Here is a 16777-nt window from a genome sequence, read left to right as displayed (position 1 = left end):
GTTGGTTACGCCCAGCGGACTGCGCTTCGCGCAGGCCGCAAGGCTAACCCACCCTACGATCCTACGCTTCCCCGAACACGCGCCTGAAGATCGTGTCGACGTGCTTGAGGTGATAGCCGAGGTCGAACTGCTCCTCGATCTCGGCGTCGGTGAGATATGTCTTCACCTCACTGTCCTTCTTCAGCAGCTGAAGGAAGTCGCCTTCGCCGCGCCAGACCGGCATGGCGTTGCGCTGCACGAGCTTGTAGGCGTCCTCGCGGCTGGCGCCCTTCTGAGTCAGTGCCAGCAGCACGCGCTGCGAATGCACGAGGCCGCCGAGGCGGTCGAGGTTCTTCTGCATGTTGGCGGGATAGACCAGCAGCTTGTCGATCAGGCCGGCGAGGCGCACCAGCGCGAAGTCGAGCGTCACGGTGGCGTCCGGGCCCATCATGCGCTCGGCCGAGGAGTGCGAGATGTCGCGCTCGTGCCAGAGCACGACGTTCTCCAGCGCCGGCGTCACATAGGCGCGCACCATGCGGGAGAGGCCGGTGAGGTTCTCCGACAGCACGGGATTGCGCTTGTGTGGCATGGCGGAGGAGCCCTTTTGTCCCTCCGAGAAGAACTCTTCGGCCTCCAGCACCTCGGTGCGCTGCATGTGGCGGATCTCCACGGCAATGCGCTCGATCGAGGAGGCGATCACGCCGAGGGTCGAGAAATACATCGCGTGACGGTCGCGCGGGATCACCTGGGTCGAGATCGGCTCCGGCACGAGTCCCATGGCCTTGGCGACATGCTCTTCGACGCGCGGATCGATCTGCGCGAAGGTGCCGACGGCGCCGGAGATCGCGCAGGTCGCGACCTCCTTGCGCGCCGCGATCAGACGTTCCTTGGCACGCGTGAATTCGGCATAGGCATAAGCGAGCTTGAGGCCGAAGGTCACGGGCTCGGCATGGATGCCGTGGCTGCGGCCGATAGTCGGCGTCATCTTGTGCTCGAAGGCGCGCTTCTTGAGCGCGGCCAGCACCTTGTCGAGGTCTGCGAGCAGGAGGTCGGCGGCGCGGGTGAGCTGGACGTTGAGGCAGGTATCGAGCACGTCGGACGAGGTCATGCCCTGGTGCACGAAGCGCGCCTCGGGACCGACGATCTCGGCGAGGTGGGTGAGGAAGGCGATGACATCGTGCTTGGTCTCGCGCTCGATCTCGTCGATGCGGGCGACGTCGAAGATGGCGTCCTTGGCCTTGACCCAGACCGTCCGGGCGGCCTCCTTGGGGATGGTCCCGAGCTCGGCGAGGGCGTCCGCCGCATGCGCCTCGATCTCGAACCAGATCTTGAACCGGGTCTGCGGCTCCCAGATCGAGGCCATTTCCGGGCGGGTGTAGCGGGGGATCATGGGGCGCTCCAGGAAGGTGGGCGGGCGGTCCCGAGAACGGCGGCGCCGGCCAAAATGCTTTTTACGCCGTGATGTAACAGAGCAGGCAGGGCGAAACAAACGGTCTGGGGCCCCGGAAGAAGGGCATCGCCGACCTTTCCACCGGACCGGCCGGCCGGGATGGCGGCGCCTGGCCGCAGATATTAACTGTCAATCACGGATCATTGACTGACAGATATTGAAATCTGTCAGCGAGACGTGTATATCCGTTCTCGGACGCTCCGATTGGGCGTCCCGCGACAAGCCCCGGGGAGCCCGACATCCGAGCCACGCTCGGATCGGAGGGCGGATTGAAGAGCGGGGACCGCGGACGAATGGAGACTTAGACAATGACGACCGAAATCCTCAATTTCACCGGCGTGATTGGGCATTGGCTCAATTTGCTGGTGGCGCGCCAGATCGCGGCGCAGGCTGCAAAACTGCCGCATTAAGGCATAGGCTTTCCGAACGACCGGCCAGGGCGCTTCGGAAGCAGCCCTAGTGCCGGAGTAAACTGAGCCCTGAATGGGAACATGGTGCTGGCATGAATGAAGCTGTTGTCTTGACGCCGGAGCGGATCCTCGAAGTCACCGAGGACGTGCTCAGGCGTTACGGGCTTGCCAAGGCCACCGTGGTCGACGTTGCCCGTGCGCTCGACGTGAGCCACGGCAGCGTCTACCGCCATTTTCCCAGCAAGGCTTCGCTACGCGAGGCCGTTGCCAAGCGCTGGCTGGACCGCATCGACGCCCCGCTGCTGGCGATCGCCAGGGAGCAGGGGTCGGCGCCCGACAGGCTCGACCGCTGGCTGCGCACGCTGTTCGCGGCCAAGCGTTCGCGTGTGCTCGATGATCCTGAAATGTTCGAGACTTATCTGACCCTGGCACGCGAGGCCTGTGCGGCGGTCAAATGCCACAAGGACGCGATGATCGACCAGATCGCCGCGATCCTGACCGACGGCGTGAAGCAGGGCGAGTTCGCCGTGGGCGACGCCAAGGTGACCGCGCGCGCGATCTTCGATGCGACCGTCCGCTTCCACCATCCGGCCCATGCCGAGGAATGGAAGGACGCCGATCTCCCCGCACGCCTCGATGCGACGCTGGCGCTGCTGCTGCGTGGGCTGAAGGCGGCCTAAGGCCGCAGAACCCGTTCAGCCCTGGGTGCTGTCAATCAACCTCGCGTTTTCTGAAGAGCGGCGCCGTCGCGGGGCAAGGGTGCGGATGCCGAATGTCTTCGCGTGTGGAAGGCAGGATCGGACGATGGCACGACCGGCGGACTATCCGGATAAGCGTTGACCGCGATTTCGACGGCGTCCTTCGATCGCCTTCGAAGCCGGTAGAATGTCAGCTCCTGATCGAACATCGGACAGCGAAAGTGGACGATGGCGGTGTCCGGCAGGCGGCAAAGTTCGTCGATGAGCTCGCCTACTGTGATGATGGGGGGATGGTCGGCTGCTTTGGGGTGACCCTTACTCATGACCCTTTACTCCTTGTCTGCCGTACTAACCGGAGCCGGATCGGAACCGTTCCAATTTCGTTCAGCAGATTGAGGATTGCGAGGGATGAGGCTGTGCGGCAGCTTTGCTGCTAGATCCTCGTCAGCCCGCAGGTCGCGGCGAGCCGCACCAGCTGCGCATCGGTGCGCGCGCCGGTCTTCGATTTGATCAGGTAGTGATAGTTCTGGACGGTCTTGACGCTGAGATTGAGATGCGCCGCGATCTCTTCGGTGGTGGCGCCGCCGGCGAACTGGCGCAAAATCTCGATCTCGCGCTCACCCAGCTGGTCCAGCACCGAGCCGGTCGGAGACAGGCTGTCCTCCGCCAGCACATGTGCGATGTCGTCGCTCATGGCGCGCTCGCCGCGCGCGACGCTGCGGATGGCGTTCACGACCGCGGACGGCTCGCTGCTCTTGGTGACGAAGCCGGAGGCGCCAGCGCCGAAGGCCGATTTCACCAGCACGGCCTCGTTGTGCATGGTGAAGACGAGAATCCGCGCCCGTGGGCTGCGGGCGCGGATGTTGCGGATCGCCTCCAGCCCGCTCGCGCCGGGCATCGAAATGTCGAGCACCACCACGTCGGGGTCATGCGCCTTGAACGCGCCGTAGGCGTCGGCGGCGTTGTCGGCTTCCGCCACGACATGCAGATCGCCCTGGCTCTCCAGCACGCGCCGATAGCCTTGCCGCACGATCGGATGGTCGTCGACCAACAGCACGGAGATGCCTGTTGCCGCAACCTCGCTCATTCCCGCCTCACGCAGCAAGCGGGATGGTCGCGGCAACGCTGAGGCCGCCGCGGGCGGGCAGGATCGACAGCGATCCGCCGGCCGCCGTGACGCGCTCGCGGATACCGGTGAGACCGAAGCCGGCCGATTGCGCGACACGCTCTGCATCGCCGCCGCCATCGTCCTCGACGCGGATCAGCAGCGCGTCGTCCTCGCCCGCGCGCCGCTCGACGCGGAGCGAGATCTCGCGCGCTGCACTGTGGCGCAGCGCGTTGGTCAGGCATTCCTGTGCGACCCGATAGGCGGTGGTGGCGGCCGGGCCGCTGATGTCGGTGAGGTCGCCCCTGAGATCGAGCTGGATCGCCGGCCGCGCCGCGCTGTGCGAGCGCCAGCTGTCGACGAGATTGACGAGGCTCGCCTCGAGCCCGAGCTCCTCCGGCAGCGGATTGCGCAGCCGGTTCAGCGCGTCGCGCAGCGAGGCCATCAGATGGTGTGTCGCCTGCGAGATCATGCGCGCGTCTTGCGCGATCCCATCATCCTTGTGCCGCTTCGTGCTCGCCGTCTCGATCGTGTTGGCGAAGGCGAGAATGGCGGACAGATTCTGCCCGAACTCGTCGTGCAGCTCGCGGGCGAGCGCGCGGCGCTCGTCGTCGCGGATCTCGATCAGGCGGCGCGTCAGCGCGGCGCGCTGCTCGGTCGCTTCCTCCAGCCGGCCGCCGAGCTCGCCGACGGCGCTGCCGATCATCGCCAGCTCCATCGAGCGGAACCGCGGCAGCCTGGTGCGGTATTGACCGCGTGCCATGCGCTGAAGCGCGGTGACGATCGCGCGCGCCGGCGCCAGCGCGTGCGCGATGGCGAGCGAAGCGAGCAGGGCGATCGCCGCCGCCATCAGCAGCGCGACGTCGATGACGTTGAGGACGTAGTCCCAGGCGAGCGCGATCGCGGCGGCCGCATGGGGCGTCGCAACGACAGTGCCGGCGGCTGCGGCGCGGGGACTGACGGGCCGCACCACCTCGGCGTGGCTGCCGAGGAAGGTCGGCACGATGGCGGCGAACCAGCGCGGCGGCGTCTTGCCCAGCCCCTCGCTCTGGCCGCAGAGCGGCTTCTCGAAGGCCGCCGCGGGCTGGAACTCGACGCAGACGCCGGGCGAGATCAGCTTCATCGTCTCCAGCGTGCGCCAGTCCGGAACCGGCAGGAGATGCTCGCGCGCCCTGCTGCTGCGCAACAACAGCTCGCGCCAATATAGCGCCTGAAGCGCCTGCGCGACCCGCTGCGCCGACGCCGCCGTCGCCCGATCGACGCTGCGGTAGGCATCGAACGTGGCCCATACGGTCGCGGCTCCTAGGCACAGCGCTACGATCAGAAGCAGGCGGGCTACAAGCTGAAGCACGAGGCGCATGCGATCACCCCCGACGTTTGCTAAGGTCAGCCTAACAACGCCGCCGTGCCTTGCCAATCGCAGGGAACGCTAGGGATTGCAGCTCGGGCAAATTTCCCAAGCCGGATTGGGCATGGGTCTTTGGACCTGAAACGGCGGCTTTGATCTAATCGGTGACGACACGTTGCAGGCCGGTGCCTGCAAGCCAGGAGCGGTGCAGCATGAGTTCGATGACGATTGGACCAATCGCAAGCCAGGCTGCCGATCCATCCGAGCGCAGCGCGCTGCTGTTCTGGATGATCTTCACCGGGCTGTCGATCTTCGCTGTCGTGCTGCTGTGGCGCTTCGGCCTGATTCATCTGATGCTGACCTCGGACCGCACCTACATTTCAGCGGTGATCGCGGCGCTCTACGTCCTCACCTGCGGCCACTGCTTCCTGCGGACCCGGGCCATCGCGCGGGAAGGGGCCGCGGCGCGGCGCTGCCGCGCCGTGCTGGCGGCACCGGACGGCAGCAAGGCGCTGGATGCGAGCGCGGCGGTGCTGCCGCGCGGATTGGTGCGCGACCATATCCAGAGCCTGGTGACGAAAGCCGCGGCGCAGGACTACCGGCCGGTCGACCAGACGCTGCTGCTACGTAATCTCGCCGATCGCTTGCGCGGCTCCAACGGGTTCGGCGCCTTCGTCTCCGATACGCTGATGAAGCTCGGTCTGCTCGGCACCATCATCGGCTTCATCATCATGCTGGCGCCGATCGCGGGGCTGGACGCCGCCGACAAGGTCGCGATGCGCTCCTCGATGGGCTTGATGAGCGACGGCATGGCGATCGCGATGTACACGACGCTGGCCGGCCTTGTCGGCTCGATCCTGATCCGCATCCAGTACTACATGCTCGACGCTGCGACCCAGCGGGTGTTCTCGGACGCGGTGGTGCTGACCGAGACCTATGTGACGCCGGTGCTGGAGCGCAAGGGTTCTGGAACGCCGTCATGATGGATGATTTCGGTCTCTATCCGCGCGAGGAGCCGTTCGATCCGCTGGGCGTGATGCTGTTCAAGGCGCTCCAGGTGATCGCCTTCCTGTTCTTCCTGGCGCTGCTGGCGGTCTCCCCCGACGCCAAGGACGGCAAGATCGATTCCAAGGCGGAGTTCATGATCACGCTGGACTGGCCGGACAACCACCCCGACGATCTCGACCTGTTCGTGCAGGATCCCGCCGGCAACATCGCCTGGTATCGCCACCGCGAGGCCGGCTTCCTCACGCTCGACCGCGACGACCGCGGCGGGGCCAACAATTTCATCATCGTCAACGGCAAGAAGATCGCCTCGCCGATCCGCGAGGAGATCGTCACCGTGCGTGGCATCCTCGCCGGCGAGTACGTCGTGAACGTCTCGCATTTCGTCGCCACCACGGGCGAGCCTGTGACGGCCAGTGTGAAGGTGCAGAAGCTCAATCCGACCGCGCAGGTGATCTTCGACAACAAGTTCACGCTCGACCACACCGGCGACGAGAAGACCGCGGTCCGATTCCGGATCGATGCGGAAGGCAAGGTCGTCGATGTCGATCAGCGGCCGAAATCGCTGTTGGAGACGTTCCGCAGCAGCTGGCGCAACGGCGGCGATCTCGATGCCAGGACCGGCGTGAGCAGGAACGCTACGAGGGTACGCCGTGAGTAACCTGCAAACGGTCATCCTGACGCTGTCGGTCGCGTATGCCGTCATCGGCGCGCTGCTGCTGGTCGTTCTGGTCTATGCGCGGCTGCACTGGTCACTGAAGGCGGTCGCCGTGGTCGTGACCAGCACCTTCTACATCGTCAGCTTCACGGAAATGCGCGGCCTGCTCGGTTGGGCCAGCACGGACCGGCTGCCGACCACGTTCAAGCTCCTGAAGGCCCGCATCGTCGAGCCGCATTCGCTTGATGGCGATCCCGGCTCGATCTATCTCTGGGTCGAGGCGCTGGATGAGGACAATCGCCCGAGCGGCATCCCGCGCGCTTTTCGTGTGCCGTACAATGACCGGCTGGCCGACAAGACCCACGCCGCCGAGAACGAGATCGCGGCCGGACATCCGCAAGGAGGGCGCGCGGCGGATTTCGGCGGCGGCAACGGCAGCCTGATCGACCTGGTTCGAGAATATGTGACGCCTAAGACCATCCTGGAGACCAGCGGCGGCGATTCCTCGACCGGCGAGTTCACTGCGCCGCCGGCCGGTGCCCAGGACGCGGTGTTCACGCCGATTCCGCCGCCCCGGATGCCGCCCAAGGACGAGCAATAGGCCATCACCATCATCGTAGAGCAGTGCTGGGAAACGGCCCAGTGCTGGCGCATCTTGTTGACCTCCCTCAATTTGGCCTTATCGGCTTCCAATAAGAATCTGAGGGTGGAGGGTGCGTGCTTCTCGCTGTCTTCTCGGATATCCATGGCAACAGGCAGGCGTTCGAGGCCTGCCTGAAGATCGCGCGTGCGAAGGGCGCGGAGGGCTTCGTCCTGCTCGGCGACTTCGTCGGCTATGGCGCCGATCCGGAATGGGTGGTGGACACCGCGATGGAGCTGGTCGCGCAGGGCGCCGTCGCGGTGCGCGGCAATCATGACCAGGCGATCAATTCCACGGCCGAGACGATGAACGCCGAGGCGCAGATCGCGATCGAATGGACCCGCGGTCGCCTCGACACGGCGCAGCGGCGATTTCTGGCCGAATTGCCGATGCAGGTGGAGGACGATGGCCGCCTGTTCGTGCATGCGGAAGCCTCGCATCCCCAGCGCTGGCACTATGTCCGCTCGACCGTGGACGCCGCCAAGAGCCTGATTGCGACACGGGCCCACGTCACCTTTTGCGGCCACATCCACAGGCCGGCGCTCTATTCGATGTCGGTGACGGCGAAGATGACGAGCTTCGTGCCGAAGTCCGACGTCCCCGTGCAGCTGCTGCGCGGACGGCAATGGCTCGCCGTGCTCGGCTCGGTCGGCCAGCCCCGCGACGGCGATCCGTCAGCGGCCTTCGCACTGTTCGACACCGAATCGTGCCAGATCACCTATTGCCGCGCGCCCTATGACGTCGACACCGCAGCGAGCAGGATCCGCGACAACGGCCTGCCGCCTTGGCTTGCCGACCGCTTGTTGCAAGGGCGCTGACGGATGCCCAAACCCCTGGTCAAGTCAGGCGCGGAGATCGACGGTTTTACGATCGGCGAATGCGTTCATGCCGGCGGCATGGCGACGCTTTGGACCGTCACCCATCCCGGCATCGACGTGCCCTTGCTGATGAAGATCCCGCGGGTGTCGGAGGGCGAGGACGCCGCCGCGATCGTCTCCTTCGAGATGGAGATGATGATCCTGCCGCGGCTCGCGGGGCCGCACGTGCCGGCCTGCTTCGGCACTGGCGATTTCGCCCGCCAAGCCTATGTCGTGATCGAGCGCATTCCCGGTGCCACGCTGTACAAGCGGCTCCCCGACCTGCCGCTGCCTTATGACGAGGCGCGCCAGCTCGTCGCCAGGATCGCGACAGCGCTTGCGGATCTGCACCGGCAGAACGTGATCCACCACGACATCAAGCCAAGCAGCATCATGGTCCGCGAGAGCGGCGAGGCGGTGCTGATCGACTACGGCCTGTCGCATCACAACCACCTGCCGGACCTGTTGCAGGAGGAATTCCGCCTGCCTTACGGCACCGCGCCCTATATGGCACCCGAGCGGCTGCTCGGGGTGCGTGACGATCCGCGCAGCGATCTGTTTTCGCTCGGCGTGCTGCTCTACTTCTTCACCACCCGCGAGCGGCCGTTCGGCGAGGGTGAGACGCTGCGGGCGATGCGGCGCCGGCTGTGGCGCGATCCGCATCCGCCGCGGAAGCTTCGTGCGGATTATCCGCCCTGGCTTCAGGAGGTGGTGTTGCGCTGTCTGGAGATCGAGCCGGTGTGGCGCTATCCGACCGCGGCCCAGCTTGCCTTCGATCTCGCTTATCCGGACCAGGTCAAGCTCACCGCGCGCTCGGAGCGAGTGAAGCGCGATCCCCTCGGCATCGTCTGGCGCCGGCGCTTCAACCAGGGCGCCATGGCGCCGCGCGCGAAATCGGATGTCGCAGCCCAGATCGCATCGAGCCCGATCCTTGCTGTTGCGCTCGACACGGCGGAGGGCGCTCCGGAGCTGAACGAGGCGCTGCGCGTGACCACCGAGCGCATCCTCGCCACCTTGCCCTCGGCGCGGCTTGCCTGCGTCAACGTGCTGAAGCTGAACCGGATTGCGATCGACCGGACATTGGACGAGCAGGGCTCCAACAAGCATATCGATCGCCTGGTCGCGCTCAGGCATTGGGCAACGCCGCTCAAGCTGGATGAGAGCCGGCTGTCGGCTCATGTGCTGGAGGCGGTCGATCCCGCCGCCGCGATCCTGGAGTTTGCCAAGGCCAACCAGGTCGACCATGTCATCATCGGCGCGCGACAGAGCTCGTTCCGGCGCATGCTGCTCGGCAGCGTATCGGCCAAGGTGGCCTCGGAGGCGAGCTGCACCGTCACCGTGGTGCGGCCACCGCGATTGGCAGGGGACGTCGGCGGGCCGGAGGCCGGCGAAGGTTAGGCCGGCCGGGGCGATTTTACAGGCCGGATCAGGCCGCGTGGACGGCAAATGCGCGCTTGCGGCGGATCGGCCAGGCGAATTGCGGTCCCGGCTCGCCGTGATCCGCGCTGCCGCCGAAATACTGGATGATCTCGCGGCAGGGCTCGCAATTGAACAGGTTACGCGACGCGGACGCCTTGGTCATTTCCTTCAGGCAGTTCGGGCAATGCGGTTTCATGGGCGGTCCGGAAAAGAGTTCTTAGTGTCGGCGCGGCGAGCCAAGCGAACGGTCGAGGTCCGAAGTGTCGAGCCCGGCATCGTCGTCCAGCGTGCCATCGGCGCGCTCGAGGCGGCCGAAGAAATAATCGAGGCTCGGATGCGGGCGCCGTGGAATCCGGCACCGGCGCTTCGGCTGACGCCTCACGAGTGCGATCTGCATGACGTCAGCCCCTGGTGCGGTCGCGACGGATGTTGCGGGCCGGACGTGCCGGGGCCTCGACCGGTCCGGCCGAGGGACTGAACACCACAAACGCACTGAAACCAATCCACAACGCCACGCCAGTCCAAACCAGGGTCGTCGTCATGATGTGCTCCCGCGAAAACAGGCAGGAATCACTAGCAATGATTTGCGCGAATCAGTGAAGCCCGGATAAGTACGGACCAAGGCTACAATTTTAAGGTTTGCGCCTTGCAGAACCCGTGGAAGCCGCAGTTCTTCCCGCGTGCGGCCGACGCACTTTGCCGGTGCGCGCATCGTCGAGGATATCCCGGATGCGCCTTGCGTCTCGAACACAGCGAAATCCATAGCGCCCGGTGTAGTCGGTATCGGGCGAACGGGTCGAGCGCCCTGACGCAAAGTTCAGGTGGCCGACGCCGCCGCCGATGTCGAGGATTTCGAACACTTCATCCATGGCGTCGAACGAAGTAGCACTCACGCTGCGTCTGCTCCAGGCCGTGCGCACGATCAGCGCGCGGCGGTCGGTGATCACATAAAGCGTCTGCAGGTCTTGCAGCAGCATCACGAACGGAGCTGCAATCATCCCAACCCCAATCATTGCCAGAGGTTGGGTCGCTTGGTCGATCCAATCGTTGCTGACGGCGATGACGGTCAGCAACAACCAGGGAAATCCGATCCACCAGAGAAATCGCCACATTGTCGCGTTGGCGATGGCGTCGGGCTGCCCCTGCCAGACCACTTGCTCTCCATCCTGAAGGGACTCGGCGAGAAGACGAAGCAGGCCGGCAGTAAACGGAGTGGCGCGGAGTTTATCCATTCCACTTGGTCGTAGCGGCCGCGGCTCCGGTTCGGATCGCGATGGTCTCAGATCGCCTCGCCGCGTGCCCCAAGTGCCGCGTTGCGGATCGCGGCGATGTTGGTCTTGTAGGCCTCCTGCGTGCCGCCTTTGAACACCGAGGTGCCCGCGACGAAAGCGTTGGCGCCGGCCGCGGCGAGCGCACCCGCAACATCGGGGCCGACGCCGCCGTCGACCTCGATGTCGATCGGGCGGCCCGCAACCATCGCGCGGATGTCCCGGATCTTGTTGATCGCGGAGGGGATGAAGGCCTGGCCGCCGAAGCCGGGATTGACCGACATCACCAGCACGAGGTCGACGAGGTCGAGGACGTATTCGATCGCGCTGATCGGCGTCGCCGGATTGAGCGAGACGCCGGCCTTCTTGCCGAGCGCGCGGATGGCCTGGAGCGAGCGGTGCAAATGGGGACCTGCCTCCGCGTGCACGGTGATGTGGTCGCAGCCCGCCTTCGCGAAGGCCTCGAGATAGGGATCGCAGGGCGAGATCATCAGATGCGCGTCGAAGATCTTCTTGGTGTGCGGGCGCATCGCCCTGATGACGTCAGGGCCGTAGGAGATGTTCGGAACGAAGTGCCCGTCCATCACGTCGAGATGGATCCAGTCGGCGCCGGCGGCGTCGACGCTGCGCACCTCCTCGCCGAGCTTCGAGAAGTCCGAGGCCAGGATCGAGGGCGCGATGGCCAGGGGGCGAGGGGCGAAAGCTTGGGTCATGGCGCGTTTTCCCGGGACGGACGGACGACGAATGGCCTCGCCTAACATGGGCCCTTGTGCCGGGCAATGCAGGAGGGGCGCGCTTCCTGTGGGCGGAAATTTCTGCCGCCGGCGGCATGAATTGCCGATGTTCCCGCGGCCTGCACGACCCGACGGATGCGGATATCGTTGAGCTTTTCGCGATGGCACGGCGCTTGCTGACTTCAGCCGCAGAACATTGGTCGCGGCATGCCGCATCCTGTTGGAGTTGTGCAATGTTGTTCGCCCTTGGTGCGGTATCGAACGCGCTCGACGCGATCCAGTCGCTGACGAACGCGAAATCGTCGTCGGCGGCGCACAAGACGGGCTCCTCGCAGAGCGCGCCGACCAATCCGTTCGCAATCGACAGCGGCAGCAGCAGCACGACCGGCGCGACCTCGTCAGTCAATGCAGGTAAATATCCGCAGATCTCGGCGGAGACGATGAATGCGCTGTTCGCGGCGCAGAGCCAGTCGGCCGACGGCACATCCTCGACGTCGAAGGGCCGGGAGGCTGCGCTGAAGGATCTCTTCTCGCGGATCGACGTGGATGGCGACGGCAAGATCACCAAGTCCGAGTTCGAGGAAGCGCTTGGCGCGGGCGGCACCAATCTGGCCCAGGCCGACGACGTGTTTTCGAAGATGGACGCGAATGCGGACGGCAGCGTCAATCTCGGCGAGATGACGAAGGCGCTGAGGGGCGGTCACGGCCGTGATCACGCGGAAGGCGCGGGCGATGGCTCGGATTCCTCGTCGCAACCCAGCCGCGGTTCGACGTCGACCACGACAACCAATGCCGACGGCTCGACCACCACCACCGTCACCTATGCCGACGGCTTCAAGATGTCGACCACGGTGCCGGGCGCCGCCAGCTCGTCGAATGCGAAAGGTGGCGGCAATTCGCCTTATGACTGGTTCGGGCAGATGATGCAGCGCCAAGCGCAGGCCAGCGCGGGATCAGCAGCTTCATCGATGTCGATCAGCGTGTGAGCCCATGCCGAAGCTAACCGGCAGGTTCGTGCGTGATGTCACGACAGGCATAGCGGTCACGGATCTCGCGATTGAAGAACGTTCCTTTTGCGCGCGCATCCCTGAACGCAGCAGCGATCTCGGGCGGAACATCCTCATAGACATAGAGGCGCCCGCTGACGAACGTCACCTTCAGTTCGCGTCTATCTGGCGCATAGCGAAAGAAGCGGATCACGGAAGAGGGCATGGCCGCACACCTTGTCCGCCGGGTAACGCTTGGGTGACGGTTTCGTTTCTAGCCGAACCGGTCCTTCCAAGCCGCCTGCGCGCCCGGAAACGGCAGGGCCGTCGCGCTGTAGACGCCGCGGGCGATCGCGCGGGCGACCACGTTGGCGGCGATCGTGCCGAGCTCGGTGAGACCAACCAGCGGCTCGATCGGCTTTTCGCAGGTGGCGGCGGCGAACAGCACGTCGCCGTCGGTCGGCGCATGCACCGGATAGATCGCGCGGGCGAAGCCGGTATGCGCGATCATCGCCAGCCGCTTGGCCTGCGGCTTGGTCAGCACCGCGTTGGTCACGACGGCGCCGATGGTGGTGTTCTCGCGCGCGCTCGCGGCGGGACCGCCCTTGATGCGCATGCGGAGCATGTCCTCGGTGAACTTGTCCGGCAGACCGCGCCCACCGAATTCGCCGTCCACCTCGAACGGCGCCGCCCAGAACCACGGACCATTGCCGACGGTGACGCTGCCCACCGCGTTGACGGCGACGATCGCCGCGACCTGGATTCCGCTCGGCGTCACGGCCGATGCCGAGCCGAGCCCGCCCTTGAACGTCGCGGTGGTGGCGCCGAAGCCGGCGCCGGCGCTGCCAAGCGCGAAATCCGCGCTGGTGGCCGCGGTCGCCGCGGCATAGCCGAGGTCGCGATAGGGCGAGAAGCGTCCCCAGGCCTTGTCGCCGCCATTGAGCAGATCGAACAGGATCGCGCCCGGCACGATCGGGATCAGCGCTTCGCGAACCCGGTGGCCGCGGCCCTGCTCGGCGAGCCAGGCCTGCACGCCGCCGCCGGTGTCGAGGCCGAAGGCCGAGCCGCCCGACAGCGCGATTGCGTCGACGCGCTCGACCGTGTTGGCGAGATCGAGCAGTGCATCCTCGCGCGTGCCGGGGCCGCCACCGCGCACGTCGATCGCGGCGACCGCAGGAGAATCGAACATGATCGCGGTCGCGCCGGAACCGACTTTCGGATCTTCGGCGTGGCCGACCCGGACGCCGGCGATATCGGTGAGAAGGTTGTTCAAGGCGGCCTCGTCGTCGAGAGCAATTCACGATCTGCGATAGCGCAGCAATGCCGCAGGCTCAACTGGCGAGCGCGGTCCTCAGCATCTTGGCGAGCTCGGACTTGCGGTAGGGCTTGGCCAGCAGCAGCACGCCGGAATCGAGCCGGCCGTGATGGACGATGGCGTTCTCGGTGTAGCCCGAGGTGAACAGCGTCTTCAGGTCGGGGCGGCGCTTGTGCGCTTCGTCCGCCAGCTGGCGGCCGTTCATGTTGCCTGGCATGATGATGTCGGTGAACAGCAGGTCGATGGTCTCGTCGCTGTCGATGATATTGAGCGCCTCTGCGCCGTTGGCGGCCTCGAGCGCGGTATAGCCGAGGCTCTTGACCTGCGTCACGACATACTGCCGCACCAGGGCATCGTCCTCGACGATCAGGATCTTCTCGTTACCCCCGGTGATGGGCGCATTCTGGAGCGATTCGAAGTCGGTCTCCTGCACGCCGGTCGAGCGCGGCAGGTAGATCTTCACGCTCGTGCCGTGGCCTTCCTCGCTGTAGATCTTGATGTGCCCGCCCGATTGCTTGACGAAGCCGAACACCATGCTGAGGCCGAGGCCAGTGCCCTTGCCGACCTCCTTGGTCGTGAAGAAGGGATCGAACACCCGGTCGATCAGCTCGGCAGGAATTCCGCTGCCGGTGTCGCTGACCGCGATCATCACGTAACTGCCGGCAACGACGTCGGGGTTCATGCTGGCATAGCCGTCGTCGAGGAAGATGTTGCGGGTCTCCAGCACCAGGGTGCCGCCCTCGGGCATGGCATCCCGCGCGTTCAGCGCGAGATTGAGGATCGCGGTGGAAAGCTGGCCCGGGTCGACCAGCGCCGGCCAGGCATCCTCGGTCAGCTGCGGCATGATGGTGATCTGCTCGCCGAGCGTCGGATGTAAGAGCTTGGCGGCTTCGAGCACCAGTGCGTTGACGTCGATCTCTCGCGGCTGGAGCGGCTGCTTGCGGGCGAAGGCGAGCAGATGCTTGGTCAGCTGCGCGCCGCGCTCGGCAGCGTCGTCGATCAGCTTGGTGATCGCGGCAAGCTCGGGCCGGTCGGCGACCGCGTCGCTGAGAATGCCGATCGTGCCCGTGATCACCGTCAGCACGTTGTTGAAGTCGTGCGCGACGCCGCCGGTTAACTGGCCGATCGAGTCCATTTTCTGGACCTGCCGGAGCTGGGCTTCGGCGGCCTGCTTGTCGGTGAGGTCGCGGCCGATGAAGAAGTGGCGTTTCACCGGCTCCGACCACGTGCCCATCCAGTTCAGCGTGACCTCGTGACCGTCGTAATGGTAGTAGCGCGCCTCGAAGCTGCGCTTGACCGCGCCGCGACGGGCTGCACGCATCTCGTTCCGCGTCTTCTCGAGATCGTCGGGATGGATGAACTCGATAGCGCTGTGCCCGACCATGTCCTCGGGGCTGTAGCCGAGAATGTTCCGCACGCTCGGGCTGACCTGGATGAAATTGCCATAGCCGTCAGTGACCAGGATCAGGTCCTGCGATGTCTCGAAGATGCGCTGGCGTTCCTCGGTCTCGCGGCGCAGCTTCTCTCTGGCCTGCTTTTCTTCGGTGATGTCGTGGGCGATCTTGGAAGCGCCGATGATCTCTCCATCGTCGGTCCGCAGCGGTGAGACGTTCAGGACGACGTTGAGCGGGCGGCCGTCTTTCCGGATTCGGACCGTCTCGTGCTGGGCGATCGACTCGTTGCTGGCGATCTGGTTGAGGATGCTTCTGATTTCGCCCTTGCGATCCGGCGGCACGATGATGTCGATCGGCTTGCCGACGGCCTCGACGGCGGCGTAGCCGAACAGATTTTCGGCGGCCTTGTTCCAGCCGGTGATGATGCCGTCGAGCGACTTGGTGATGATCGCGTCATTGGAGGATTCGACCACGGCGCCGTACAGCGCGAGGCGTTTGCCGAAATAGTCGCGTTCCGAGGCCGATTGCTGGCGCAGCTTTCCGACGAGGCCCACTGTACGCGCCTGGAGGCGGACATTCTCGACCAGAAGCACCGCCAGCACGAAGGTCGCCGCGGCGAGGCCGTAGAGCCGGCCGGCATAGAATCCGAGATCGAAGCGCGCGACGTTGACGATCGCCGACAGGGCGATGTCGAACAGCCAGGCGCACATGACCACCATGAGCCAGATGTCGATCACCGTATGCGGCTTGCGGAACCAGAGCGAGATCAGCGCGGCAAAGCTCAGCGACCACACGAAGGACACGACGCCGATCATGGTTGCCGTGTAGCGGCCCTCGCTCAACAGCACCGGCAACAGATCGTGCTGCGCGGTGACGATCCAGGCGAAGACCGCCATCGCGGCGACCACGCTGAGCCCGCAGGCATAAATCGCCTTGCTTACCGCGCCGCGGATCCGGGGCCCACCGTCCTGTTCCTTCAGCCAGGCATATGCCATCACGCAGAGCGGAAAGCCGGCGTGCCAGATCATGTAGAGCCACACCGTGGTCTGCCGGCCCGCGCCCAGGAGTCCCGTCGGGGCGAACAGCCCTGGGAAGGTGAGGGCATGAACCAGCGCCGCCGCCGCGGTGAAGAGATAGCCGCCCGCGAGCCACAGCAGCGCGCGGGTCCGCAGAATCGCAAATTGTGACAGCAGCAGCACGGCCGTGACGATGTCGCTCACGGCCAGCGCGGATTGATAGCTGGCGACAAAGGCGGGGACCGGCAGGAGCGGGGTACCAGCGAAGGGCACGGCTGCGGCGAACAGGAGCGAGGACACAGCGACGATCGTCAATGCTGCGGTGCGGTCGGCCCCGGTGGCCGGCAGGGTCGACAGAAATGTGCTTCGGTCGATCGCCGCCGGCACGTCCATCTCGCGCGAGTCGGTGGGCTTAAGCATCTCCGCTAGTCTCATTGGCCGGCTGTCCGTTCATCGTAGCGGGTTCTGGGCGCGGGTGGTCAACGGAACCGGTTT

The 16777-nt window shown here is 65.6% G+C and carries 18 protein-coding genes; 7 read left to right on the top strand and 11 right to left on the bottom strand.

From position 1 onward, the window contains the following. Positions 1-61: 61 nt before the first annotated feature. Positions 62-1369 (bottom strand): adenylosuccinate lyase, encoded by a 1308-nt coding sequence (purB, locus tag ACM43_RS29355; protein ID WP_271544900.1) that lies wholly within the window; start codon positions 1367-1369, stop codon positions 62-64. 562 nt (positions 1370-1931) lie between these two features. Between purB and ACM43_RS29350 the strand changes: the two genes are divergently transcribed. Continuing rightward, positions 1932-2519, top strand: coding sequence for a TetR family transcriptional regulator (locus tag ACM43_RS29350; RefSeq protein ID WP_198399603.1), 588 nt, complete (start codon positions 1932-1934; stop codon positions 2517-2519). Positions 2520-2970: 451 nt separating this feature from the next. On the opposite strand, the gene ACM43_RS29345 is transcribed toward ACM43_RS29350, so the two are convergent. Next, a complete protein-coding gene (locus tag ACM43_RS29345) occupies positions 2971-3624 on the bottom strand; it encodes a response regulator (protein WP_271544898.1) in 654 nt (217 codons plus the stop codon). 7 nt (positions 3625-3631) lie between these two features. Beyond that, entirely contained in the window at positions 3632-5002 is a 1371-nt protein-coding gene (locus tag ACM43_RS29340; protein WP_271544896.1) for a sensor histidine kinase, read from the bottom strand. Between the two features lie 200 nt (positions 5003-5202). Between ACM43_RS29340 and ACM43_RS29335 the strand changes: the two genes are divergently transcribed. The 5 genes from ACM43_RS29335 (at position 5203) to ACM43_RS29315 (ending at position 9548) form a co-directional block, all read left to right on the top strand. Next, entirely contained in the window at positions 5203-5973 is a 771-nt protein-coding gene (locus ACM43_RS29335) for a MotA/TolQ/ExbB proton channel family protein (RefSeq protein ID WP_157280728.1), read from the top strand. Beyond that, positions 5970-6656: a hypothetical protein gene (locus tag ACM43_RS29330; protein WP_036043556.1), complete on the top strand. Its 687-nt coding sequence runs from the start codon at positions 5970-5972 to the stop codon at positions 6654-6656. Before ACM43_RS29335 ends, ACM43_RS29330 begins: the two co-directional genes overlap by 4 nt. After that, positions 6649-7254, top strand: coding sequence for a hypothetical protein (locus ACM43_RS29325; RefSeq protein ID WP_271544893.1), 606 nt, complete (start codon positions 6649-6651; stop codon positions 7252-7254). Before ACM43_RS29330 ends, ACM43_RS29325 begins: the two co-directional genes overlap by 8 nt. A 116-nt stretch (positions 7255-7370) precedes the next feature. Continuing rightward, the gene (locus ACM43_RS29320) at positions 7371-8111 is read left to right on the top strand and encodes a metallophosphoesterase family protein (RefSeq protein ID WP_271544891.1); all 741 of its coding nucleotides are present in this window, start codon (positions 7371-7373) and stop codon (positions 8109-8111) included. Between the two features lie 3 nt (positions 8112-8114). Beyond that, positions 8115-9548, top strand: coding sequence for a bifunctional serine/threonine-protein kinase/universal stress protein (locus ACM43_RS29315; protein ID WP_271544889.1), 1434 nt, complete (start codon positions 8115-8117; stop codon positions 9546-9548). Between the two features lie 28 nt (positions 9549-9576). Here the strand turns inward: ACM43_RS29315 and ACM43_RS29310 are convergent, their stop codons facing one another. The 5 genes from ACM43_RS29310 to rpe all read right to left on the bottom strand — a co-directional run bounded on the left by ACM43_RS29310 (position 9577) and on the right by rpe (position 11550). After that, the gene (locus ACM43_RS29310; RefSeq protein ID WP_109143246.1) at positions 9577-9765 is read right to left on the bottom strand and encodes a hypothetical protein; all 189 of its coding nucleotides are present in this window, start codon (positions 9763-9765) and stop codon (positions 9577-9579) included. Positions 9766-9786: 21 nt separating this feature from the next. Next, complete coding sequence (locus ACM43_RS29305) at positions 9787-9966, bottom strand: hypothetical protein (RefSeq protein WP_157280726.1); 180 nt, start codon at positions 9964-9966, stop codon at positions 9787-9789. A gap of 4 nt (positions 9967-9970) precedes the next feature. Beyond that, positions 9971-10111 carry a hypothetical protein gene (locus tag ACM43_RS29300; RefSeq protein WP_271544886.1) on the bottom strand — a complete coding sequence of 47 codons (141 nt, stop codon included), beginning with the start codon at positions 10109-10111 and terminating at the stop codon, positions 9971-9973. Between the two features lie 90 nt (positions 10112-10201). Next, positions 10202-10801 carry a hypothetical protein gene (locus ACM43_RS29295; RefSeq protein ID WP_271544884.1) on the bottom strand — a complete coding sequence of 200 codons (600 nt, stop codon included), beginning with the start codon at positions 10799-10801 and terminating at the stop codon, positions 10202-10204. A gap of 47 nt (positions 10802-10848) precedes the next feature. Further along, a complete protein-coding gene (gene rpe / locus ACM43_RS29290; RefSeq protein WP_271544882.1) occupies positions 10849-11550 on the bottom strand; it encodes a ribulose-phosphate 3-epimerase in 702 nt (233 codons plus the stop codon). Between the two features lie 254 nt (positions 11551-11804). On the opposite strand from rpe, the gene ACM43_RS29285 reads away from it, so the two are divergent. After that, positions 11805-12557: an EF-hand domain-containing protein gene (locus ACM43_RS29285; RefSeq protein ID WP_271544880.1), complete on the top strand. Its 753-nt coding sequence runs from the start codon at positions 11805-11807 to the stop codon at positions 12555-12557. A gap of 13 nt (positions 12558-12570) precedes the next feature. Here ACM43_RS29285 and ACM43_RS29280 read toward each other — a convergent pair whose 3' ends face one another. From ACM43_RS29280 to ACM43_RS29270, 3 genes are read right to left on the bottom strand one after another with little or no spacing between them, the layout of a single operon-like run. Continuing rightward, complete coding sequence (locus ACM43_RS29280) at positions 12571-12783, bottom strand: KTSC domain-containing protein (protein ID WP_157280722.1); 213 nt, start codon at positions 12781-12783, stop codon at positions 12571-12573. 48 nt (positions 12784-12831) lie between these two features. Further along, positions 12832-13830: a P1 family peptidase gene (locus ACM43_RS29275; RefSeq protein ID WP_271544878.1), complete on the bottom strand. Its 999-nt coding sequence runs from the start codon at positions 13828-13830 to the stop codon at positions 12832-12834. Between the two features lie 58 nt (positions 13831-13888). Further along, positions 13889-16702, bottom strand: a complete 2814-nt coding sequence (locus tag ACM43_RS29270; protein WP_271544876.1) for a PAS domain S-box protein — start codon at positions 16700-16702, stop codon at positions 13889-13891. Between the last annotated feature and the right edge of the window lie 75 nt (positions 16703-16777).

This window comes from Bradyrhizobium sp. CCBAU 45321 (assembly GCF_028128975.1).
Lineage (GTDB): Bacteria > Pseudomonadota > Alphaproteobacteria > Rhizobiales > Xanthobacteraceae > Bradyrhizobium > Bradyrhizobium yuanmingense.
Note: the sequence above shows the minus strand (reverse complement) of the source record. Positions and strands in the feature narration are given on the sequence as shown.